This is a genomic window from Bacteroidota bacterium (assembly GCA_035506275.1).
In the GTDB taxonomy this organism is placed as follows: Bacteria; Bacteroidota; Ignavibacteria; order UBA10030; family UBA8401; genus JAGVPT01.
In genome coordinates this window covers 121,063-144,038 of the sequence record DATJPT010000009.1, presented here as the reverse complement: position 1 = coordinate 144,038, position 22,976 = coordinate 121,063, and the positions used below count along the sequence as shown (strand labels likewise).

Below are 22,976 nucleotides of genomic sequence, written 5' to 3'. Positions count from 1 at the left end.
TTACCGGATGCTCTGGGCAGTTTTAGCGAGCGAGGAATGAATTTCGCCGCTTCGGGCTTGTTCAAGCACTCTCACAATTTGTCTCGTGGACGCGGCGGACGATTTCAAAAACGTCGACGGGTAGACCCCGATCCACACGATGAAAACGATGATAGGAACCAAGACGGCAATTTCCCTTCCCGACAGATCATGGAGAGACTGGTTCGCAGGGTTCGTGAGTTTTCCAAACATGACCCGCTGAAACATCCATAGCATGTACACGGCGGCGAATATCACTCCCGACGCGGCGATGATCGTATAGACATGCGACCCTAACAATGTCGACTTAAACGATCCGAGCAGGATAAGGAACTCGCCGACAAAGCCGTTCAAGCCCGGAAGGCCGATCGACGAGAGCATGACGATCATGAACAACGTAGCAAAGACGGGAAGCCGGGCGGACAAGCCTCCGAACTGTGAGATGTCGCGCGTATGCCGACGGTCGTACAGCATGCCGACGATCAAAAAGAGAGCGCCGGTCGATAGGCCGTGGTTGATCATCTGGATCATCGCTCCTTGGATCCCTTCCTCGGTCATCGAAAAAATTCCGAGGACGACAAAACCAAGATGGCTCACCGAAGAGTAGGCAACGAGCTTCTTAATGTCCGTCTGCACCATTGCGACAAGGGCGCCGTATACAATACCGATGACAGCCAGCGTGGAAAGAAGCGGAGTGAATTCAATCGATCCCTGGGGAAACAGCGGCAGGCAAAACCGGAGCAATCCGTACGTCCCCATTTTTAAGAGCACAGCGGCGAGGATGACGCTTCCTGCGGTCGGAGCCTGGACGTGCGCGTCGGGAAGCCATGTATGGAACGGGAACAGCGGAATTTTGATCGCAAACGAGAGCGTAAAAGCGAGGAACATCCACGTTTGAATATTGCGCGGAATGCCCGGAGCGATCTGATAGAGCATCGCAAGGTTCGTCGTGAAATGTCCGCCCGGGACCGTCGATGCATAGTAGCCGAGCGACAAGATCGCAATGAGCATCAAAAGGCTCCCCGACATCGTGTAGAGGAAGAATTTCACCGCCGCATAGATCTTATCCTGCCCCCCCCAAATCCCGATGATGAAATACATCGGAATCAGCATCGCTTCCCAGAACACATAGAACAGGAAGAGATCGGATGCGAGAAACACCCCGAGCATCCCGAATTCCAAGAGGAGGATGAAAAACACGTATTCTTTTAACCGGACCGTGATCGAATTCCATGAAGAGAGCAAAGCAATCGGAGTAAGGAATGTCGTCAGAATAACAAGGAGGAGCGAAAGGCCGTCGATGCCGACGGCATAGCTGATATCCAGCCGCTGTATCCATGCAACACGATTCACAAATTGGAGCTGTGTGTTTGACGGATCGAACGAGAAATAGACAACGAGCGAAAGAAGAAACGTCAGGACCGACGAAGCGATCCCGACAATTTTGACGGCGGTCGTTTTACCCCTGTTAACAAACGGAAGGATCGCCATTCCGATAAAAGGGGAAAATAATGTATATGAGAGAATATTGTTCATCGTGAACGTTGAAAAATCAGATTATCGAATGATAAGCCATCCGAGGATGAATAAAATGCCTGCGACGAACACTACGGCGTACCCCTGAACCACTCCGCTTTGCACTCTTCTAAAAAATTGGCTCGCGTATTCTGCGGCTTTTGCTCCAAAATTTATCAATCCGTCGATGAAGCCGACGTCAACGCGTTTCCACAATAATTTTTCTGAACCCTTTACGAGCGGGTTGACAACCGCCCCGTCGTAAATTTCGTCGATGAAGTATTTGTTCAGGAGAAGGTTATAGATTCGCGAAAATCTCGAGGCGGCTTTCTCTGCAACATCTTTTTTCTCGAGATAAATTCTCCGGGCCAAATAAATCCCCGCCGCGGCGATCGCCACGGAAACTGCCATTAGCACATATTCCGCGGCGGAAGCTTCGTGATACGGAAGAAACATCTTCGCGTTCGCCCGCTCGAAGATCGGTTCAAGGAAACGTTCAAACCAATTGCCGCCCCCAAGGCTCTCCGGAATTCCGACAAATCCTCCGACAACAGAGAGCAGGGCGAGGATCATCAGGGGAACTGTCATCGTCCTCGGCGCCTCGTGAGGATGAATCTGGTGCTCGTCGAACCTTGCAGATCCCTCAAACGTCAGCGAGACGAGGCGGAACATGTAAAACGCCGTCAATCCGGCGCCTGCGGCACCGATCGCCCACAGGATCGGCGAACCGTCAGAGAATGCTTTCCACAAAATCTCATCCTTGCTGAAAAACCCTGCCAGGGGCGGAATGCCTGAGATCGCAATCGCTCCGATCAAGAACGTTTTATACGTTGTCGGCAGATGCTGCTTGAGTCCCCCCATCTTCTGGATGTCCTGCTCTTCGTGCATCGCGTGAATGACAGCGCCGGAACCGAGAAAGAGGAGCGCCTTGAAAAATGCATGCGTCATCACATGAAAAATTCCGGAGGCAAACGCGCCGACGCCCAGACCGAGAAACATGTAGCCGAGCTGGCTGATGGTCGAGTATGCCAGAACTTTCTTAATGTCATTTTGCACTAAACCGATCGTCGCAGCGTAGAAAGCTGTCAGCACTCCGATGATAGCGACCACCTCCATCGTGACCGGCGAGAGGGCAAACAAAATAGAACTGCGCGCGACCATGTACACCCCCGCAGTCACCATCGTCGCGGCGTGGATAAGAGCGCTCACCGGCGTGGGACCGGCCATGGCGTCGGGGAGCCAGACATACAGCGGGATCTGTGCTGATTTTCCGGTCGCGCCGACAAAAAGAAGGAGCGTGATCCACATGACCGTCGAATCCCCCCGGGCAAGAACGGACGCAGCGGAAAACACACTCTCGAAATTCAGCGAGCCGAACGTTGTAAAGATGAGGAACATCCCGAGAAGAAATCCGAAATCGCCGATACGGTTGACGATGAAGGCCTTCTTGGCGGCGTCACCAGTGGTTCCCTTTTCGAAATTCTTATCGTACCAGAATCCGATCAGCAGATAGGAGCACAAGCCGACGCCTTCCCATCCAACAAACATCAGCAAAAAATTGTCGGCAAGAACGAGCGTGAGCATTGCGAAGATGAAAAGATTCAAGTAAGCAAAAAATCTCCAGAATCCTCTGTCGCCGTGCATGTAACCGATCGAATAGATATGGATGAGGCTGCCGACGCCGGTCACGATCAGCGTCATGAGGATGGAAAGCTGGTCGACCTGCAGGGACGCGTTCACGGAAAACGAGCCGGCGCTGATCCACTCAAACTGCTTCACGACGTGCTGCCGGTCCCCTGCCGGGAGCGAAAGCATCTCGGCAAAGATAGAAACTGCGACGATGAACGGTATGATCACCGCGCCCGAGCCGATGCTTCCGATGAGTTTTTCGGACCTTATCTTCGAGCCAAAAAGACCGATGAAGAGAAAGCCGAGGAACGGAAAAAGGATGATAAGGCCGACGTACTGAACCATGGCTACCATTTAAGGATATTGATCTCGTCGATATTGACCGTTTGCTTATTGCGGAAAAGGGCGATGATGATCGCCAGCCCGACCGCCGCTTCCGCCGCCGCTACCGTCATCACAAAAAAGACTAGCATCTGACCCGTGGGGTCGCCGAGGAAGGACGAAAAAGCGATGAGCGAGAGGTTGACGGAATTGAGCATCAATTCGATCGACATAAAGACGATAATTGCATCGCGCCTGATCAGCACGCCCAGCACGCCGACGCAAAACATAAATGCGGAGAGAAGAAGGTAATACTCGATCGGGATCATTCTGTAAGTTTCTTTTTTGCGAGGATCACGGCGCCTACGATCGCCGCCAACAATAACAGCGAAGTAATTTCAAACGGAAAAAGAAATTTTGTGAACAACACTTTACCGATGTACTCGACCGTTCCGATCTCGACGGCATTCGGAGATTGCTGCAGTGCAGACGGGCCGGTGCGGTAGAGAAAGGCCGCAAGAAACTCCAGCACCAAGGCAACACTGAAACCGATGCCGAAATAGGTCCTCACGCCCAGGTGTTCGCGCAGTCGTTTGTCGTCGCCAAGATTGAGGAGCATGATCACGAAAAGAAAAAGGACCATGATCGCGCCGGCGTAGACAAGCACCTGGACCATGGCAATGAACTGCGCGTTGAGCGTCAGATACAAGCCGCCGAGACAAAAGAAATTGAGGATAAGGTAGAGGGCGCTATTGACCGGGTTCCGCTGGAGGATGACCATCACCGCCGAAACTGCTGCGACGACGGCCAGCGCAAAGAAAACTACTTGCTCAAATGTCATATCATCAATAATGCGAAAGGTTCTGATGAATAAGCGGAGTAAATATACGAACTGTCAGGAAGAGAATCAATAAAATGGTAGGAAATGAGCCGGTCTCGCCGTGAAGAAAAATGACACATCAGAAGCGGAATCACCACGCCGTCATCCGCCGATCTGGCTCATGGTCCGCTCGGGTTTGACAAACCCCGGTTGATTGATGAGATGCCCCTCTTCTTTCTTCAGCACTGCGGCGATGATGCCCTCTGAGATCGTGTCATCGCTTGCGCCGCTGCGGAGCAGACGTTTCAGGTCCGTTTCCTTGAGCGAAAAAAGGCAGGTGCGGAGCTTTCCGTCGGAGGTGATCCTAATACGATTGCAATGCGAACAGAAGGGCTCGCTGACGGAACTGATAAAACCCAGTTCTCCGACTCCGTCTTCAAACCGGAACCGGTCTGCCGGCTGCGAGCCGTGGTATTCGACCGGCACAAGCTTCGGAAAGCTCCTTTCGATCCTTTGAATTATTTCTCTCGTCGGCACCACCTTCGAATAATTCCACGCATCGCCTGCGCCGATCGGCATGTACTCGATAAACCGGATGATGAATGGCTTCGTCCTCGCCAACTCCGCAAACTTCTCAACCTCGCCGTCGTTCACCCCCCGCATCACCACCACGTTGACCTTAATCGGGGAAAAATCCAGCCGCTGAAGAAGGTCCAATCCCTCCCACACGGTCGTGAAATAATCGCGGCGGGTGACCTCCGAAAAAGTCGCTGCGTCAAGCGAATCCATGCTCACTGTCATTCTCTTCAATCCCGCAGAGTGAAGGTCCTCCGCCTGGTCTTTTAGAAAAAATCCGTTGGTGGTGAGAGCAATATCATGGATGCCGTCGATGCGGGAGATCAGCCGAACGAGAACGTGGAGGTCTCTGCGCATCAACGGCTCGCCCCCCGTAAGCCGGATCTTGTTGACGCCAAGGCGCGACATAATTTGCACCGTGCGCGCGATCTCCTCGAACGACAACAGCTCATCTTTTTTCATCCATGTCATTCCCTCTTCCGGCATGCAGTAGTGGCAGCGGAAATTGCATCGGTCGGTAACTGAAATGCGCAAATTGTTGACGACGCGACCGAAGGAATCTATTAATTGTGCAGTGGACGGCATGGAGGTTATGAAAAATTGATCTCTTCTTGTTGTCGGTCGATTGAAGGCCTGACAAATTTATCGGAGCTGAGCGGCGCATAGGACGCCTTCAGGCCATACTTTTTGCAGCTCGCGCGAAACAGCTGCGCTATCGATCCGGCGATCTCCCCCGTCCCTTTCATGCGCGTTGTGAACCCGGAATCATTCAACTTCCCATCCCTTACATCAGTAATCCTGTTCAGAACCCGATCTGCTTTGGAAGGGAATTCCCGACGCAGCCAATCGACAAAAAGTTCTTTGACCGAATACGGAAGCCGAAGCAAGGTATATCCGGCCCGCGTGGCCCCCCGCTCAGATGCTTCCCGAAGGATCGAAGGAAGCTCTTCATCGTTCAGCCCCGGAATGACGGGGGCTGCATTCACGCTGACCGGAATGCCTGCACCTGCGAGCCGCTCGATAGCGGAGAGCCTCTGCTCGGGAGTCGAGGTCCGCGGCTCCATGCTGCGGGCCAGATCGCGGTCAAGCGTCGTCACCGAGAGGCAAACAGAAACCTGATTGAGCGTTGCCAGCTGAGACAGAAGGTCGATGTCGCGGACGACGAGGGCGTTTTTCGTGATCATCGCAACCGGATTGCGGTAGCGGAGAAAGACCTCGAGACATTGGCGGGTAATTTTGAGTTTGCGTTCGATCGGCTGGTAGCAATCCACATTTCCGGACACCATCACGACGTCGGGGCGCCAGCCGTTTCTGCGAAATTCGGCTTCGAGAAGCGAAGCCGCGTCCACCTTTACCATGATCTTCGTTTCGAAATCTACTCCGGAAGAAAATCCGAGAAAGTCATGGGTGGGCCGCGCATAACAATAGATGCATCCGTGTTCGCAACCCCGGTAAGGGTTCAGCCCGAACGTAAATCCGAGGTCGGGGCTTTCATTTTTGGTAAGGATGCTTTTCGATGTATCGCGAAAATATTGGGTCGGAATCCGCCTCTCTTGCTCGGTGCCGCTCCATTCATCGTCAAACGGTTCGCGCGTGAGCGTTTCAAACCTGATGCGGGGATTTTCCTCTGTCCCTCTGCCCTTCATCGTCCACCCTTCAAACCTTTTTCACTTCGGAATTTTCTACCCACACTTCTCCATCCACAAAAACCTCTTTTTTCCAGATGGGGACTCTTTTCTTGATCTCATCGATCGCATACCGGCACGCTTCGAAGGCATCACTGCGGTGGGCCGCGGAGACCGCAATTCCGACGCTGGCTTCCATGACCGGCACCACTCCGGTCCGGTGAACGATCGCGACCCTTTGAACCGACCATCGCCTCCTGATCTCTCGTTCAATTTCTGCCATCATCTTGACCGCCATCGAGGGATAAGCCTCATACTCCAATCGTACGACCTTCTTTCCCTTGGAGTGATTCCGCGTTGTCCCGAGGAAGAGGTCGATGCCGCCGGCCTCGGGGACCGCGACCGACGATAACAATTCGGCCGCATCAATTTCTTTTTCGCTGATCCGGATCATTCATCGTCCGCCGCTGACAGGGGGAATAATTGCGACCTCGTCGCCGTCGTGCAATTGAAAATCAATATCGACATACGCTTCATTGACTGCAATGCGAATGTATGATTGAAAGGGCTCCAGTTCAGGATATTGCTTGATGAGGAATGAAAACACATCCGAGGCAACAGATGCGTCAGGGAGTTTGACAACTGTTTCAGACAGTTTTGCGACGTCTTTGACGGACGCAAAGAGCTTTACCGTAACAGCAATAGTGGATAATGGCACTCTGGAATATAAAGAAATGGCGGGCGGTTTTCAAATCGCGCCGGACGGGGGGAGCGCAGAGAACGATGCCGGAAATCCGTGAGGAGATCAGCCGATCGTTTTACGTTCGTACATTCTCTTATTAAAAAACGGAGCGAGCGCATTAAGCGTGGCCAGTTCGAACGAGTCCTCACGGGTGATGAGATCGTTGGTGAGAATTCCCCATGTCCCTTGATTGCTGCGGACATTTTTTTGTTCGGCAAAGATATCGATGACCTTCCCCAGGTCAGCTCCATCCCGCACGACGGCGTCCGAAAGGGCCTGCGGGATTTCTATGCTCCCCGAACTTCCGAACGAACACTGCGTTCCGTCATACACGCACGCCCAGCTTTGCAGGAACGCGCGGTGCTGCGAGACGTAGATCCCGCCTTCAACTCCGACCGAAAACAACGCTTCGCCGCTTTTCGGGCCGGACTTCACGAAAGCAGATTCGGCGCGTTGGTGTGCGCCGGTCATCAATTCATCAACCGAAAGAGGGGTTGCTTGAACTCCGCTCTCGACCTGCATTGGTTCAAAAACGATCTGCGCGAACGGAGGAATGTGAGAGAGTTTTTGGAATGCCCGCTTTACGCCGTTAACCTTTGGCGAGCGCGTGCTTGCGATGGCAACTCTCATTGCTTTGACGTCTTTCTTGCTCGGCGGGACAATTTCTTGAGGTCGGGGGGAATTGGAAAAAGTTCATCGAGCGACGTTACTTTCTTCTTCCCTTTGCCGTTCGTAAGAATGATCTCCAGCCGCGGGGCGAACTCAGCCAGCACCTGACGGCAGGCGCCGCAAGGGGTGATAAATCCCGGATCGTCGGACGTGATCGCGATCGCCCGAAAGTGCTTTTTTCCCGCAGCAACCGCACTGAAGACGGCGCCGCGTTCTGCGCAGATCGTCAGGCCGTATGATGAGTTTTCGACGTTGCATCCGGCGAAAACTTTCCCGTCTTTTGCCAGCAACGCAGCGCCGACACGAAAGTTCGAATAAACAGCGTAGGCTTTCTCCTTTGCCTCTTTTGCAGCAACGACTAGTCTATTTTTTTCCGACTCAGAGACTGGCACGAATTCTCCCGGGAAATGACGATTGCGTTCATCCGTCCGCACCACAATTGCTGGATGAATGAGGTTGTACCTGCAAACATCTGAAAAAGAAGAAACAGAAGCAAGATGGAAGGTCAATTCTTTTTGCGGGAACATTCATCACAGGGGCACGCTGACCGCAGATATTCCCACGGATAGATGCCGGTATCATGTCCGTCCCCCCAGACGATCTGGATCGCATAGCTGCCGACCGGTGAGATCGACCTCAGCGAATACCGGCCGGGAAGTTCCGGTTGAGGCGAAGGCTGGAAGGTATGCAAAAGCACCGTTTCTCCTTTGCAGCCTGCGCAAGGGCATTCATCGCGAAGCAGCCGGAGCGTGAAGGGACTGACGTGTCCGTCATCCCACGTCATAGTAAGAATGTCCGGCGATGTCTGCTTGATCGAAGTGATTCGCATTCAGAGCACTATAGCATGGTCGCAAATACTTGCCGCAAATAATTCGCCCACTTCTCATAGGCCGGCAACGTGAGGTGCAGCCCGTCCCCGGTGAACTCTTCCGCCAGTTCTCCCTTAGCATCGATGAACATCGGATAAATGTCCAGAAATTTAACTCCATACTTCATCGCAAGCTTGTGGATTTCCACGTTGAGAAGCTGGATGCGTTCCAGGGGCAGGCTCTCGATCCCGCGGGTCGGTAAAATCGACATGAGAAAAAGCTTGACATTGGGAATGTTCTTCGTGATCCTGAGGACCATCCGTTCGTAATTCACGAGCAATGTATTGTTTGAAAACCCCGAGCCGATGTCGTTGATCCCGATAAGAAGGAAGACCGCCGAAGGAGCCGCGTCGATGACATCGCGGTTAAGGCGTTCCAACACGTGATCGGTTCTATTCCCTCCTACTCCCCTGTTGACAACGGAAAACTCTTTCAGAAGAGTGTCCGTAGGAAACCCTTCAGTAATTGAATCCCCAAGCATAATAATAGGGGCCACGAATTTCCTTCCAAGAAAATAGTGTCATAAAAACTCTTTTGTCACCCGAGGTCACAATGAGCGGGCGACGGTCGTCTTCGGCCTTTCTTCAAAACGCGGATCATGAACGTAAAAATGGAGCCATGCCGCGGCGGCCAAACCGGTGAACGCTGCCGCATCGAACATGACCGGGAACCCGTCAACGCGCGCGATCCAGCCGAATAAAATTCCCACCGCCGCCGTCGGCGCTGTGATCGTATTCGTCAACGCAACGTACGTCGGCCGTTCGTTCTCCGGGCACAGTTCCACCACAAAAGACAAACGCGAAATGACCTGCAGGCTCACTGTCCACGACATGAAGAAAAACGCGAATCCGTAGACGAGAATATTGCCGGCAATGACCGCGATGAGACTTGCCGCAGCCGACGACAAGGCGAGCGCGATCAGCGTTACCTTGTGTCCCAATGCGTCTGCCAGATAACCGAACACGCTGTTCCCCGCAAGCATTCCTGCCATCACGATCGCCGTGAACGTGCCGGCGTACGACGCTGAAACGTCAAACTTCTCGATCGCATAAACGGCATAAAAAGCCGCTGCGGACATGGACATTAATGTGAACGCATCGGCGATCAAAAAGTTTCTGAAATTCTTGTTTCCCTTGAGAATTCTCTCCATATCCTTCAAGCCGCTTGAGGGATATTCGTTGACAGGATAGACGGAATCGGACGGCGGCTCGATGAGCTTGCGCAAATAGAGGTATGAGCCCATCGAAAAAAGGTACGCGATAAAAAATAACAGGCCGAAATTGCCGGGAAATGCGACGGTTGACAGGATGAATGTCACCAAGGAACCGCCGACGATCCCGAGCGAAGAGCTCAAGACTTGGCGGATCGCGAGAAGCCTTCCCCTGAGCTTCATCGGAGTGGTCATGGTATAGAGGTGAAACCACGACGGGCCGCCAAAACTTCCGGCAACGGCAGTAAGGAAAATCAATGTTAAGAGCAGCGGGACTGAGGTGGAGACGGGAAGGCTTTTGACAAACAAGAAGGTAAACAATCCGACAGCAAGGAAAAAATGTCTGGCCAACAAGCCGAACCCGAGTACCCGCGGTTTAACTTGTCTGACGGGGTCGGTGAAACGTACGACGATCGCCTGCGGGAAATTCATGCCGATCGTCCAGAGCACCGGAACGCTCCCTATCGCAACGACGCTGCCGCCCACTTGCTGGACGAAGACCGGAAGAATGGTGTTGTAAGAAATGAAACTCAGCGCGAGTCCGTACAACGCGCCGTCAGCAATATGGGCGCGAAGGTTGGACCGAAGCGTTGGAGAATCGAGGGCAGGATATTTTGAGAGCTGGAATAATTGTTTCAACATCGGTGAATAAAAATACACCGAAATCGGCTCTCCCGCAAGTTTCATTCACTCTTTCCCGGATCTCGCCGGCGAGGGATCATTGCCTCCCAGCGACATTTTCCGTACCTTACCACCGGTTCGAAAACATGCCTCGCCATCTTGAGCGCTCGGCGCAATCCGGATACTCCAGCGCCACAACAGAATTCCAAGGACACGATGAAAGAACACCAGCAGGTCTACAAACGGCGCATTATCCGCGAACGAGTGATGCAGGCATTGTACGCTTTTGAACTTTCGAAGGATCCGATCGCTCATATCATGGAAAATATCTTTGCCGAGATCCGCGAGCATGACGACGAATATACCTTTGCGGAAAAGCTCCTAAAAACAACGATCGAGCATCAAGCGACGATCGACGGCATCATCAAGAAGAAAGCGTCCAATTGGAACTTTGACCGCATTGCGCTGATCGACAAACTTCTCCTGCGGATGGGTATTTGCGAGCTTTTCTATTGCGAGGATATTCCGCCCAAGGTGACCATCAACGAAACGATCGAAATAGCCAAGCACTTCAGCACGGAAAAGAGCGGACAATTCATCAACGGAATACTCGACTCGATCCTCCACGATATGAAAGCCGACGGAACGCTTGAGAAACGGGGGCGCGGCCTCGTTGATTCTTCCGAAGGCAGGCAAAAAGCTTCGGCCAAAAAGAAAGTGGGAAACGATACATAAGATGACGAGCTTTCCATCCCCGCCCCAACGCACGACATCCCGGCTGCAAATTTTTGTCTGGACCTTATTCGATTTTGCCAACACCTCGTTCTCGGTGATCATTATCGCTGTCGGGTATTCGTTGTATTTCAAGGACATCGTCGCCGGAGGAAAAGGAATGGGGGATTTGCTCTGGGGGATCGCGGTCAGCGTCTCGATGTTCATCACGGCGGCTATCGCTCCCGTCCTGGGGGCGGCGGCGGATTTTTCGAGCCGGCGGAAAAGATTTCTCTTCGGGTTCACGATCGTCAGCGTCGCGTGTACGTCGCTGTTGTACTTCATCGGCGAAGGGATGATCGCGGCGGGAATGACGCTGTTCATCATCGCCAACATCGGTTTCGAGGGGGGGATCGTCTTCTACGACGCATTCCTGCCGAACATTACGACCGAACGGAGCTACGGAAGGGTTTCCGGCTACGGCTACGCGATGGGATATTTCGGATCGCTCACCACTCTCCTGTTTGTCATGCCGTTATACGCGGAAGGGTTTGTTCCGTCAAACCTCGGGAATGTGCGCCTGAGTTTCGTCCTCGCCGCTCTTATCTTCCTTGCATTCTCCGCCCCCCTTTTCCTTTTTTTTAGAGATCACAAAGTGAAGTTCGAGAAGAAGCCGTCGTATATCAGGGCCGGATGGGAGCGCGTTCGACAAACGATCAGCCACCTGAAGGATTACCGCCAGGTCGCCAGATTTCTGCTCGCATTCTTCATCTACAACGACGGCATTCTCACGGTGATCTCATTCGCGTCGATTTTTGCCAAGCAGTCGCTCAATTTTTCGTTGCGCGAAATTATCGCACTCTTTGCGGTCGTACAGGCCTCCGGAGTCGTCGGATCGCTGATGTTCGGCGTGGTGACGGACAAGATCGGCCCTAAAAAAACCATCGACATCAACCTCGTTCTCTGGCTGGTCGTCGTGACAGCAGCGTACTTCGTCCAGTCGAAGGTCATGTTCTTTGGAATTTCCATCATTGCCGGAAGTTCGCTGGGGGCGGCGCAATCGGCAAGCAGGAGTCTCATGGCATTGCTCACGCCGAAGGAGCGGGAAGCGGAATTTTTCGGGTTTTACGACGGCCTCTGCGGGAAGGCATCGGCAGTGATCGGTACTTTTTTATTCGGTTTGATTTCGTATCTTACAAATAATCAGCGGCTCTCCATCCTTTCGGTGGGGGCCTTTTTTATCCTAGGATTGGCGCTCCTGCAGCGGGTCGACGATACCCGGGCGGGGCGCGCTGCGTCATAGCAAGGAGTACAATTTATGCGACCGGCATTTTCGTTCTGCCTTTTGATCTTAATCTTCTCGATCCCTTTCGCATCGAGCGGCGAGGAAATGAGACAGGTGAAATGCGATATTCATTTGACGTCCGCAACGTTGAAGCAGGGCGCGACGGGAGAGATCGTCGTCTCCTTTGCTCCGGATGAGGGCATTCACATCAATACCGACCCGGCGATCGAGTTTGAGTTCGATAAAGATCCGCTCGTGCATTTTACGGGAGTTGTTTCAATGCCCAAAATGGCAAAGACCGGCTACCTGGACACGAAGAGGCCTGTCAAATACACGTTCACATTGGATAAAAAAATTCCGAAGGGGAAACACACGCTCAAAGGTTCGATGAAATATTTTTTTTGTTCCGATACAGAGGGATGGTGCAACCGGTCGTCACAGCCGATTGAGCTGACATTCTCGGTGTCGCAATAGCTGATGATGAAAAGCATTTTCTTCATTTCCGATGTTCATTTAGGTCTTCACGACAGGGACCGTGAAAAAGAGAAGGAAGCGCGCCTGCTTTCCTTTCTTTCGCACGTCGAGAAGCACGGGGAGCAGCTTTTTATCGTCGGGGACCTGTTCGACTATTGGTTTGAGTATAAATACGTTGTCCCGCGCGGCTACCATCACACTATCTCAGCGCTGGCGAGGCTCGTCGAAAAGAATGTAGCGGTTCACTACGTCGCCGGCAACCATGATTTCTGGCTGAAGGATTTCTTCCCCGACGATCTTGGCATCCCGGTCTATAAAGATCCGTTTGCCATCGTGCTGAAGGGGAAAAAGTTTTATCTCCATCATGGCGACGGCCTTGCCTTGAAGGATTCCGGTTACAGGATTCTCAAGACAATTCTCCGGAACAAGTTCAGCATTTTTTTGTTTTCAATTGTACATCCCGGCATCACGGCGCCGATCGCACGACGGACGTCTCGCAGCAGCCGGGAGTATACTGCCAAGAAAGATTACGGCGAAACTGACGGCATGCTCAAGTTCGCAACAAAAAAGATCGATGAAGGATGCGACGTCGTGATCATGGGGCACAGGCATATGCCGTTGTCGCAAAAGATCGGCAGCGGCATCTATATCAACCTCGGCGACTGGATCTCCTTCTCCACGTATGCAGAGTTTGACGGAGACACCGTGGAATTAAAAACCTGGAAAAAAGAATAACGTATGGGAAAAACACCGCCGCTCGACCCGCGTAAACCGCGGCCCAAAGGAGGATACAGCTCGGAACAGATGCGACGCTATTTCACGGAGCCGAAGTACAGGGACGAGATGTACCTCCGGAGCAAGAATTTCTTTAAAAAATACTGGTACGCATTTGCGGGAGGGGTCGTCGCCGCCTTGTTGTTGTTCGTGGTGTTCATGAAGCTCGTCTTTGCCGGCCTCCCTTCCCTCGAGCAGCTCGAAAACCCGAAGCCGGAACTCGCGACCAAAGTTCTTTCGTACGACGGGGAATTGCTCGGCCAATTCTATCTGAAGAACAGAACCTATATTTCGTACGACAAAATTCCGCAGAGCACCATCGACGCGCTGATCTGCACCGAAGACAAGGATTTTTACAGCCACTGGGGAGTGGTGATCTGGCGCATTCCTCTCGCCTTCATCAGAAACCAGGGGGCCAGCACGATCACGATGCAGCTTTCGAGGAATCTGTACAACTGGAAGAGCGCGCAGGAAAATGCCTTCGACAAGGCAACGCGCAAGATCCGCGAGTTCATCACCGCCGTGCAGATCGAGAGGACCTACACGAAAAAAGAGATCCTGGAGATGTATCTCAATTACATCTACCTGGGACGCGGGGCGTACGGCATCTCGGCGGCCGCGTCGATCTATTTCGACAAAGCCGCCCAGGATTTGACGCTCGCGGAGTCGTCGCTCCTCATCGGCATGGCCAAAGGGCCGGTGTATTACGACCCCATCAAACATCCTGAACGCGCTTTCCTGCGCCGCGAGATCGTGCTCTCGCAAATGGTGAAATACGGGAAACTGACGCAGGCTGAAGCCGACTCCGTCGGAAAAGACTCCCTCCATTTCAACAACAGCGATGCGCTGACGCCGACCGGCATCGCCCCTCATTTCGTCGAATACGTCCGCCAGCAGCTGCTTCAAAAAGCGGACAAGTATGGGTTCGATATCTATAAAGACGGCCTCTCGGTGTACACTTCGCTCGACAGCCGCATGCAGCGGTATGCGAACCGCGCCGTTGCCGAACATCTCGCGGACATCCAGCCCGCGTTCGACTCCACGTGGGACTGGAAGGCGAATGCCGAGATCCTCAACAAGGCGTTGGACAAGAGCGTCGACGACGTGATCGCCGCCAGAAAAACCACGAGCCGCGTTGAACGGGACAGCATCTCGCTGGCCCTCCGCACCAACAGATCGTTTGTCGACTCGGTGAAAAAAGCCTGGCAGACGATCGAGGTCGGATTGATCATCATCGATCCCCACTCCGGCAATATCTGCGCAATGGTCGGCGGCGCCGATTTCAGGTCGTTCAAATATGGCCTTAATCACACGACGCAGATCGTCCGCCAGCCCGGTTCCGCTTTTAAGCCGTTCGTGTACACCGTCGCGATCGACAACGGATATCCGCCGACATACGAATTGCTCAACCAGCCGGTCACGCTTATGATGGAGGACGGCTCGCGATGGACGCCGGGGAACTTCGACGGCACGATCGGCGGAAAGTATACGCTGCGTGAAGGGCTCCGCGAATCCATTAACCTGATCGCCGTCCGCGCCATCATGGAGATCGCCCCGAAAAACCAGGTGATCGAGCTCGCCCACCGTATGGGAATTACAACTCCGATCCCCCCGTTCGAATCGATCGCGCTAGGCACCGCAACGGTCAGGCCCATCGAGCTGACCGCAGCGTTCGGCGTCTTCGCCAACGAGGGGGTATATGTCCAACCAATGAGCATCTTGAGGATCGAGGATAAGGACGGAAATGTGATCGAAGATAACGCCCCCGAGAAGAGAGAGGTGATGAGCAAAGAGACGGCGTATATCATGACGTCGATGCTTCAGGATGTGGTCGACCACGGAAGCGGAGGCCGCGTTCGCCATTTTTTCCATCTTCCTGCCGCGGGTAAAACCGGTACGACACAGGACTTTGCCGACGCCTGGTTTGTCGGATTCACACCTCAGTTTGCCGCGGGCGTTTGGATCGGGTTCGACGACCAGCAGGTGAAATTCACATCTGCCGACGGGCAGGGAGGACGGACGGCAGCGCCGCTCTGGGGACGAGTGATGAAATATATTTATGAGGACCAATCAATTCCGATAACGAATGAATACTTCAACATGCCGGACGGCGTGGTCGTCGATACTATCTGCGCCGACACGCATAAGCTTGCAACGCAGTTCTGTCCAAAAAAGATGACTGAGGTATTCAACGTCAAGTATCAGCCCGCGACCTGCGACATACATACTTCAGCAAACTGGAAAGAGGGGGAAGAAAATCCGAGTGACATAAAGTTCTAGACGGGATGAAGGCGGAACGGTGCTGCTAGCTGATCCACCGGGCGAGCTTCTCGAACACGAACTCCGGGGAAATATTCATCATGCAGTCAAATGTCCCGATCGGACACCGATCTCCTCCGTGAATGCTGCATGGCCTGCACGACAACCCCTCCGTCTGGACGACCACATCCTTCTCGCCGTAGGGCGCAAACCCGAACGACGGAACCGTCGCTCCGAAAAGAGCGATGACGGGGGTTCCCATGGAAACTGCCAGGTGCATTGGCGCGCTGTCGTTTGAAACGAGCGCCGTACATCTCCGGATAATTTCCGCTGACTGGAGGATCGAAAAGCTTCCCGCCGACACAGAGACCCCCTCGCCCCCCGCTTCAACTGAAATCTGTCTGCACAACTCTTCATCTTCTTTCCCTCCGACAAGAACGACGTTCCCCCCTTCCGCAACGATCTTCTTCGCCAAGGTGGAAAAACGTTCGCCGGGCCAGCGCTTCGTATTCCACACAGAGCCCGGGGCAATTGCGATCACCGTGCGCTTCGATTGAACCTTCATCTTCGTAAACCATTGACCGACGAGGTCTGCGTCTTCTTTGGATGGATACAAAACCGGGAGTTCTTTTTTTGGGGGATCGATATGCAGCGTTTTCAAAAAAGAAAGATCCCGCTCGGTCTCATGGATCGTCTTATCATAGGGGACGGTCTCATTGAAGAGAATTCTTCCTGCCGCAGTTTCGAAGCAAATCCTGCGAGGAATCCCGCTCATCGCAACGACGATCCCGCTTCGCAAGGATCGATGCGGGACAAGCGCAACATCATAGCGCCCTGCTTTTAACACCCCTGCAATCGCCATCATTCCGCGCAAGCCTCGTTGGCTCCCCCGTTTATCATACTCGATGATTGAATGAATCGCTGGATGATTCCTCAGAACGGAGGACGCTTTCGGAGTCGCAACAAAATCAACTTGAGCATGAGGAAATTCCCGATGCAGCACCTGCACGAGCGGCAAGGTCAAAACGACGTCGCCAAGGAACGCTGTTTGAAAGACCAGGATCTTATTCGGCAGATGCATGGATTTGTGTTTCAGAGGGAAGGGTCGGAGAAGGTGTATGTTTCCAGCGCTTGTGCATCCACAGCCAATGGTCGGGGTAACGCGTGGCATATTCCTCAAGTATGGCAACATGGCGGGCCGTGATCTGCTCTATCTTTTCCTCATCGGTGCCGCCCACATCTTTCGTCTCGACCTCCTCGAACTCCACGTTGTAGAGCCCGTCGGGCTGGCGGATAATGAACGCCATAATGATCGGCGCTCCGGTCCTGACGCTGAACAGGGCCGGCCCGCGATGCGTCGACGCAGGGCGGCCGAAGAAGTTGACAAAGAGCCCCTCCCGGGGGCCGCTTTGATCGGCCAGGATCGCTACCACGCCGTTGTTGCGAAGCGTTGAAATTATTTCCCGCGGCGCCTTTTCCATCTCGACAACTTTGTTGCCGAAGAGCGTCCGGTTCTTGTTCATGAAGGCATCGACAAATTTGTTCCGCTGTCGCTGGACGATGATGGTCAAAGGATGCTTGCTCAACAGCCCGACGGCGATCGCGATGAGTTCCCAGTTGCCGAAATGCCCCCCCAGCATGATCAGCCCCTTCCCCTCTTGCAAACGCGCATCCATCACGCTGGTCTCCGGCATCCTGACTACTTCCCGGACCTTTTCCGGCGTCAAACGGGAGAACCAGAAGACTTCGAGCAGAGAAATGACAAGGTTGCGGTACGCCGCCAAAGCGATCGCGTGTATTTCGGCTGGAGACTTTCCCGGAAAGGCTCTGTGCAAGTGCTCGATCGTCAGCGAGCGTCTGATTGGGACGAGATAGAACACAATTGAGGCAAGCGCCGCGCCGAATCGATTGACGGACCTCCACGGCATCAGCCGCACGAGCCAGCCGATAACACTATAGCCAAGATATTCAAGTCTGTCTTGCATCATGACAAACATACGAAATCATTGATGCAGAATCAAAAACAGATTGATGATCGGTAGCCTGAAAGGGGTGGGATCATGAGGCGGCTTCGGCAAGGGACGAAAGGAACTTCCGGTAGAACTGAACGCTCCCAATAAGAAGGATCCCTCCCATGACAAAATACGGCACGGTAAGATAATACTTCGGGATCGATGAGTTGCGCAATGTGATGCCGATCGACATCATGAGCGCGATCATTACATAGCCGCGCACGGCGGTGAACGCAAAACAATTCGCCCGTTCGGGCATACGGTTGATGCGTTCTATGTTCCTGATGACGAGCTTTGAAAAGCCAAAACTATAACCGGCCGCGGCACATGCAGCGCTGATCAGCGCGACAGCAACTGCCGCCGGTGCCGACAACAATCCGAGCCAGATCGCTCCCCGAAAACAAAGGATCCCTCCTGCGACCGTCCAAAAACATCCAGCGAGGGCAAAAAGAAAATGACGGCGGATCGACAATATTGCCGGAAGCACGCTCATTGAAATGCTGTTTGGTGGAGGGGGAACATGCTCTCGGTCATTCTGTCGCAGTCTTCAGAAAATTCCTAACCAGGGGAAAGAACTTTTCGCCCGCTTCAATGAACGGGAAATGCCCGCAGTCGGGAAGTATAACGTACTGAGAGCCGCGAATGCTCTCATGGATTTGTTCATTAGCCTCGGGGACTGCGGCGTCGTCCGCACCTGCGATGATCAGCGTCGGACAGGTGACGGCGTTCAACCGCCTATGGATATCGTATGTCTGAATCCTGGTATCGTTGTATAATTGCTGCACCATGGCACTTTTCGAAGCATACGTCGAATCGAATTCCAGCGTCAGACTGTCCGCAAAGCGTTTGTCGCGGAACGAGCCGCGAAAAAGGAGGCGAAAATATTTTGCCATCGCCGACGGGTCTCTTTTCTTGAATGAATCTGTTTGCGCGATCTGCGATTCAGCGAGGCTGTCATCTCTGGACGTCTTTTGCGCCATCATCCCGAACGATCGATCGCGCAACGCGGGACTTGCCGGCGTTGAGTTGCTGAGGATCAATGATCGCAATCGGCCGGGATATTTTATGGCATAAAACATCGACACCAGTCCTCCCCATGAATGCCCCATCAGATTCATTTTTTCCAGCCCGAATGCCTGCCTTATTCCGTCCAGATCCTCGACGAGATCATCCATCGTCATCCGCTTCACGTCAAAATCGGCCGAGGTTTTCCCCATTCCGCGCTGATCGTAAAAGATCAGTCTGTAATTTTTCGCCAGCTCCTTCATTTGAGGGAGAAAATAACTATGGTCGAGTCCGGGGCCCCCGTGAACAACGACGATCGGAACTCCTTCCCCGATCACTTCATAATAATGCGAGACGCCGTTGATAACCTTGTAGCCTCTTTCTACGGGCCAGGCGGCATGGGAAGCCGTCGCTGAAAGGCAGAGAACGGCGGCGACGGCAATGGAGCAGGACAGAGTTCTGGCTGAGAATGAAAAGAGAGACATGGGGTTATCGTTCCATGACCCGGTGAAGGGGATGAGCTTCGGTGTTGAAAACGACCTTATCGAAATTCAATGCTGCGGGGGGGGCGAAAAGAAGATAGAGATATTTGAGCGTCTCGGCAAAGAAGAAACTTTCCATCTCGTCCCTCTTTTCTTTGGTTATGACGTTGCTGAGCGCGGCATAGGCAACGTCGGTCCGGCAATATTTGACAAGGTTATTGAAAAATATTTCGCCCATGGCGGGAAATTCATCCTTTCCCGTTATTCGATAAAGGTAATAGGCAGATTCCATGATTTCGGGACGAAGGTGATATGCAGCGTCGGTCACCTTCATGCTGGAGTAATCGATCTCTTCCGGTTCTACATTGGCGAGCGTCCACATTTTGAAGCACGATCGTTCCAGTGCAACGGCTCTTTTTGTGTCGCCCGATAATGCCAGAAGTGCGGGATAAAAAGCTTCGAGCGACCCGAAGAGCGTCGCTGTCCGTTTGCCGCTTCCCATCGCAACATGACCGTACCATAGACTTCCGTACGAAGTATCGATAACGTAGCGGTTCACTGATTTGAAGCTCTCTTCTGCCATCTTCTTACAATCCTCGTCGCCAAAAAGGAGCCAGGCTTTGTAGAGATATTCATAGTAGGAATCAATTCCGCCTCCGATGTGGCTGCTGCTGTCGACCCATTCTCCTGTCTGCACATTGATCCAACTCCCCACCAAACCGACGGAAGATCGCCGCGCATATAATGCAACAATCGCTTTCTTCGACTTTTCATAATACGCGGGATTTCCGGTGAGCTTGCTCAGCGTTCCGAATTCGAGGAGCGATGTGCCGATCTCGGCCGGGTTATTGATCGAATCCCGGATCTTTCCCGTTTGCAGATTGACGTAACGGTACGGCATGCCGGTAGGCGTATTAAATACGGGAAGCAACCGGTCGCCGAGGTCCTGCGCCAACGCGAGAAGCCGTTTGTCTCTGTCGATCCCGTAAGCGCTGAGAAGACCGCCGAGCAGCCGGATGGTGATCTCAAAACTCAGGACCTCGATATTCTTGTTGAACGACAGGCTGTCCAGAATTAATGTTTTCGCTTCTGCCGCTTCATCAGAAAGCCCCATGATGAGCATGGCATCGTACGCATCGACCGGGGTCATACACAGCGACGTGCCGTACCAATCACGAGGCTTTTTTGACAGCGGCCGCAGGGCATCATGCCCCCAGGCGTACTGTTTGTAGCCGTTCCAGGCGTGCACAAATTCAGCCCGGACAGAATCCGCCAGCTGCTGTTGCCCGTTCGCGTGAGAAGTCAAGGCGCAACCGACCAGAACAAAAAGCGCCCCTCTATTTATTAACCGGGAAAATGTGGTGCTATGCATTGGGATGGGAGCGGCTAATGATCTTTCAATTTATCCTTGAACACTTTGCGGAATTTAGCGACTTTGGGCCTGATGACAAATACACAGTATGGCTGCGCCCCGTGGTCGTTGTAGTAGTTCTGATGATAATTTTCCGCCTTATAGAATTTCGTGAACGGAGCGATCTCGGTAACGATCGGTGCATCGAAGGCGCCGGCTGAATCAAGCTCCTTCTTATAGTGCTCCGCAAGTCGCTTCTGCTCATCGTTATGATAGAAGATCGCCGAACGGTATTGCGTGCCGGTATCGTTCCCCTGCCGGTTCAACGTGGTAGGGTCATGCGTTTTCCAGAAAACTTCGAGCAGCTCGGCGTAGGTGATGACGCTCGGGTCGTAGGTGATCATGCATGCCTCGGCATGACCCGTCGATCCGGTGCACACCTCTTCATAACTCGGATTTTCGACGGTCCCTCCGGTATATCCCGACACGACTGATTGCACGCCTTTCAGTTCCTGAAAGACCGCTTCGACGCACCAAAAGCAGCCCGCGGCGAACGTCGCCGTATCCAATGTTGTTGTCATCAATCGTTGATCTCCTTCATGTCCCATTGACTCTCTTCCTGGTCCTCCGCCCAGGAACACCGCACAGATGCACACAGCAAAAAGTCCGAGGATCCAAAAGACCGCTTTCAGGTTTTTGTTCTTCGCCATTGCTCTTCTCTTCGTTGATGAAAAAAATACCGGGATCCGCCCCGGCTATTTTTTCTCCAGTTGCCTGTCAAGCATCCCGCGAAGCACGTAGGCAAACACGCCGAACGCGCGTACGGCCTGCGATTGCGGATGCACCGTCCCGATTTGGTCGACGCCGTATCCCTCCTCACCCCCCCGCGGATTCCATCCGTTGCGGATGCCGTCATCGCCGAGTCTATGAAGAAGAACATAAGAAGCGCCGTGATGGTTCGACCAAACATGCTCCAGCATTTTTTCTACTTTGAAAGGAATGTCGGGAAGCAATTCCGGCGCAATGAGGTACGCATCAAGAACAAAATGAACGAAGGCTCCGTTTCCGTCCATCCGGAGCTGATAAAAATCTGTCGAATCGACCCAGCCATGCGCCGGATCCATAATGTACTTCGCCGAGGCTGCGGCGATTGCCTTGTATTTCGGGTTTCCAGTCATTCTGTACATTGCGGCGACGACCGACAAGTACGAGGCGCTCTCCCACGGCAGCTGTTTTCCAAACGCGGCCATTCCCCCTTTTCCCTCCCATTTGCCGTCTCCCCTGTAAAAGGTCTTTTCGATTCCCGGATATTTACCGTCCCCCTCCCACACCCCGATGGCGTCGGTGTAAAACCGTCGGTTGCGGGTTGCTTCATAGAGCATACAGGCAACCGTCACCATCTGGTTCGTGTTGCTGTTGGTGAGGATCATATCATTGATTTTCGCATTTGGCGGCCAGGTGTACCAGCTCCAGAATCCTTCCTTATTCGAGAGGCGTCCCTCATTCCTCGCTTCCATGTAGCGTTTCTCGGCGTCGTCCACCCATTCCTTGTTTTTCTTCCCCGAGAACTGCCACCAGTACAGCTCTGCCAGACAGATCCATGCACGGTCGTCAACCCATGTGCCGTTGAAAAGATCGGTCAGCTTCCGAACATGCTCGTACCGATCCAGCAAATTCTGGTCGCCGGTTGCGGCATAGAGAAACGCCTCGCCGATCGCTCCGTTCGCAGCCTCCCAGCCATTGTTGTACACTTCTTGAAATCGTGCATCAACCGCATACGCCCGCTGAACGGTGATGGCCAGCGCATCTTCCGGCTTCAACGCCTTGGCCTCCCCTGCCGGAAGAGCTTGCGGCGGTTTTGTGTGAACCGCAAAAAGAAGGGGGATGACAAAATACGCGGCGGCCGCTAAGCCGATTCCAGCCGCAGCGGCGGTGAAAATTTTCGAATAGTTCTTCCCCGCCGCATCCGGAGTCTTGCGTGCTTTGCTTTTACTTGGCTTCATGAGAA

25 protein-coding genes are annotated in these 22,976 nt (G+C 53.3%); 5 read left to right on the top strand and 20 right to left on the bottom strand.

What is annotated here, in order from left to right; genetic code table 11:
* The 13 genes from VMF88_08495 to VMF88_08435 form a co-directional block, all read right to left on the bottom strand.
* The gene (locus tag VMF88_08495) at positions 1–1,554 is read right to left on the bottom strand and encodes an NADH-quinone oxidoreductase subunit M (protein ID HTY11098.1); all 1,554 of its coding nucleotides are present in this window, start codon (positions 1,552–1,554) and stop codon (positions 1–3) included.
* A 21-nt stretch (positions 1,555–1,575) separates the two neighbouring features.
* The gene (gene nuoL, locus VMF88_08490; protein ID HTY11097.1) at positions 1,576–3,507 is read right to left on the bottom strand and encodes an NADH-quinone oxidoreductase subunit L; all 1,932 of its coding nucleotides are present in this window, start codon (positions 3,505–3,507) and stop codon (positions 1,576–1,578) included.
* Positions 3,508–3,509: 2 nt separating this feature from the next.
* Positions 3,510–3,812: an NADH-quinone oxidoreductase subunit NuoK gene (gene nuoK / locus VMF88_08485; protein HTY11096.1), complete on the bottom strand. Its 303-nt coding sequence runs from the start codon at positions 3,810–3,812 to the stop codon at positions 3,510–3,512.
* Positions 3,809–4,324 carry an NADH-quinone oxidoreductase subunit J gene (locus tag VMF88_08480; GenBank protein HTY11095.1) on the bottom strand — a complete coding sequence of 172 codons (516 nt, stop codon included), beginning with the start codon at positions 4,322–4,324 and terminating at the stop codon, positions 3,809–3,811. Before VMF88_08480 ends, nuoK begins: the two co-directional genes overlap by 4 nt.
* A gap of 141 nt (positions 4,325–4,465) precedes the next feature.
* A complete protein-coding gene (moaA, locus tag VMF88_08475; protein ID HTY11094.1) occupies positions 4,466–5,464 on the bottom strand; it encodes a GTP 3',8-cyclase MoaA in 999 nt (332 codons plus the stop codon).
* 5 nt (positions 5,465–5,469) lie between these two features.
* Positions 5,470–6,525 (bottom strand): PA0069 family radical SAM protein, encoded by a 1,056-nt coding sequence (locus tag VMF88_08470; protein HTY11093.1) that lies wholly within the window; start codon positions 6,523–6,525, stop codon positions 5,470–5,472.
* A gap of 10 nt (positions 6,526–6,535) precedes the next feature.
* Positions 6,536–6,958, bottom strand: a complete 423-nt coding sequence (locus tag VMF88_08465) for a molybdenum cofactor biosynthesis protein MoaE (GenBank protein ID HTY11092.1) — start codon at positions 6,956–6,958, stop codon at positions 6,536–6,538.
* Complete coding sequence (locus VMF88_08460) at positions 6,959–7,222, bottom strand: MoaD/ThiS family protein (GenBank protein ID HTY11091.1); 264 nt, start codon at positions 7,220–7,222, stop codon at positions 6,959–6,961. It lies immediately after the preceding gene.
* An 87-nt stretch (positions 7,223–7,309) separates the two neighbouring features.
* The gene (locus VMF88_08455) at positions 7,310–7,876 is read right to left on the bottom strand and encodes an inosine/xanthosine triphosphatase (protein HTY11090.1); all 567 of its coding nucleotides are present in this window, start codon (positions 7,874–7,876) and stop codon (positions 7,310–7,312) included.
* Positions 7,873–8,307, bottom strand: coding sequence for a cytidine deaminase (gene cdd, locus VMF88_08450; GenBank protein HTY11089.1), 435 nt, complete (start codon positions 8,305–8,307; stop codon positions 7,873–7,875). Before cdd ends, VMF88_08455 begins: the two co-directional genes overlap by 4 nt.
* A gap of 113 nt (positions 8,308–8,420) precedes the next feature.
* Positions 8,421–8,744, bottom strand: a complete 324-nt coding sequence (locus tag VMF88_08445) for a DUF971 domain-containing protein (GenBank protein HTY11088.1) — start codon at positions 8,742–8,744, stop codon at positions 8,421–8,423.
* Positions 8,745–8,752: 8 nt separating this feature from the next.
* Positions 8,753–9,280, bottom strand: coding sequence for a GDSL-type esterase/lipase family protein (locus VMF88_08440; GenBank protein ID HTY11087.1), 528 nt, complete (start codon positions 9,278–9,280; stop codon positions 8,753–8,755).
* Between the two features lie 51 nt (positions 9,281–9,331).
* Positions 9,332–10,681 (bottom strand): MFS transporter, encoded by a 1,350-nt coding sequence (locus VMF88_08435; GenBank protein HTY11086.1) that lies wholly within the window; start codon positions 10,679–10,681, stop codon positions 9,332–9,334.
* A 150-nt stretch (positions 10,682–10,831) separates the two neighbouring features.
* Between VMF88_08435 and nusB the strand changes: the two genes are divergently transcribed.
* The 5 genes from nusB (at position 10,832) to VMF88_08410 (ending at position 16,139) form a co-directional block, all read left to right on the top strand.
* Complete coding sequence (gene nusB / locus VMF88_08430; GenBank protein HTY11085.1) at positions 10,832–11,350, top strand: transcription antitermination factor NusB; 519 nt, start codon at positions 10,832–10,834, stop codon at positions 11,348–11,350.
* Position 11,351: 1 nt separating this feature from the next.
* Positions 11,352–12,629 (top strand): MFS transporter, encoded by a 1,278-nt coding sequence (locus tag VMF88_08425; GenBank protein HTY11084.1) that lies wholly within the window; start codon positions 11,352–11,354, stop codon positions 12,627–12,629.
* A gap of 87 nt (positions 12,630–12,716) precedes the next feature.
* On the top strand, positions 12,717–13,085 hold the full coding sequence (locus VMF88_08420) for a hypothetical protein (GenBank protein ID HTY11083.1): 369 nt from the start codon (positions 12,717–12,719) through the stop codon (positions 13,083–13,085).
* A gap of 3 nt (positions 13,086–13,088) precedes the next feature.
* Complete coding sequence (locus VMF88_08415; GenBank protein HTY11082.1) at positions 13,089–13,820, top strand: UDP-2,3-diacylglucosamine diphosphatase; 732 nt, start codon at positions 13,089–13,091, stop codon at positions 13,818–13,820.
* A 3-nt stretch (positions 13,821–13,823) separates the two neighbouring features.
* Entirely contained in the window at positions 13,824–16,139 is a 2,316-nt protein-coding gene (locus VMF88_08410; GenBank protein HTY11081.1) for a PBP1A family penicillin-binding protein, read from the top strand.
* 25 nt (positions 16,140–16,164) lie between these two features.
* On the opposite strand, the gene waaF is transcribed toward VMF88_08410, so the two are convergent.
* The 7 genes from waaF to VMF88_08375 all read right to left on the bottom strand — a co-directional run bounded on the left by waaF (position 16,165) and on the right by VMF88_08375 (position 22,971).
* Positions 16,165–17,199 (bottom strand): lipopolysaccharide heptosyltransferase II, encoded by a 1,035-nt coding sequence (waaF, locus tag VMF88_08405; protein ID HTY11080.1) that lies wholly within the window; start codon positions 17,197–17,199, stop codon positions 16,165–16,167.
* Positions 17,183–18,106 (bottom strand): lysophospholipid acyltransferase family protein, encoded by a 924-nt coding sequence (locus tag VMF88_08400; GenBank protein ID HTY11079.1) that lies wholly within the window; start codon positions 18,104–18,106, stop codon positions 17,183–17,185. The genes waaF and VMF88_08400 overlap by 17 nt, the downstream gene beginning before the upstream one ends.
* 70 nt (positions 18,107–18,176) lie before the next feature.
* A complete protein-coding gene (locus VMF88_08395) occupies positions 18,177–18,623 on the bottom strand; it encodes a hypothetical protein (protein HTY11078.1) in 447 nt (148 codons plus the stop codon).
* A gap of 37 nt (positions 18,624–18,660) precedes the next feature.
* Entirely contained in the window at positions 18,661–19,620 is a 960-nt protein-coding gene (locus VMF88_08390; protein HTY11077.1) for an alpha/beta fold hydrolase, read from the bottom strand.
* Positions 19,621–19,624: 4 nt separating this feature from the next.
* Positions 19,625–20,989, bottom strand: a complete 1,365-nt coding sequence (locus VMF88_08385; GenBank protein HTY11076.1) for a glycoside hydrolase family 47 protein — start codon at positions 20,987–20,989, stop codon at positions 19,625–19,627.
* 14 nt (positions 20,990–21,003) lie between these two features.
* Positions 21,004–21,576 carry a peptide-methionine (S)-S-oxide reductase MsrA gene (gene msrA, locus VMF88_08380; GenBank protein HTY11075.1) on the bottom strand — a complete coding sequence of 191 codons (573 nt, stop codon included), beginning with the start codon at positions 21,574–21,576 and terminating at the stop codon, positions 21,004–21,006.
* Positions 21,577–21,723: 147 nt separating this feature from the next.
* Positions 21,724–22,971: a hypothetical protein gene (locus VMF88_08375; protein HTY11074.1), complete on the bottom strand. Its 1,248-nt coding sequence runs from the start codon at positions 22,969–22,971 to the stop codon at positions 21,724–21,726.
* Between the last annotated feature and the right edge of the window lie 5 nt (positions 22,972–22,976).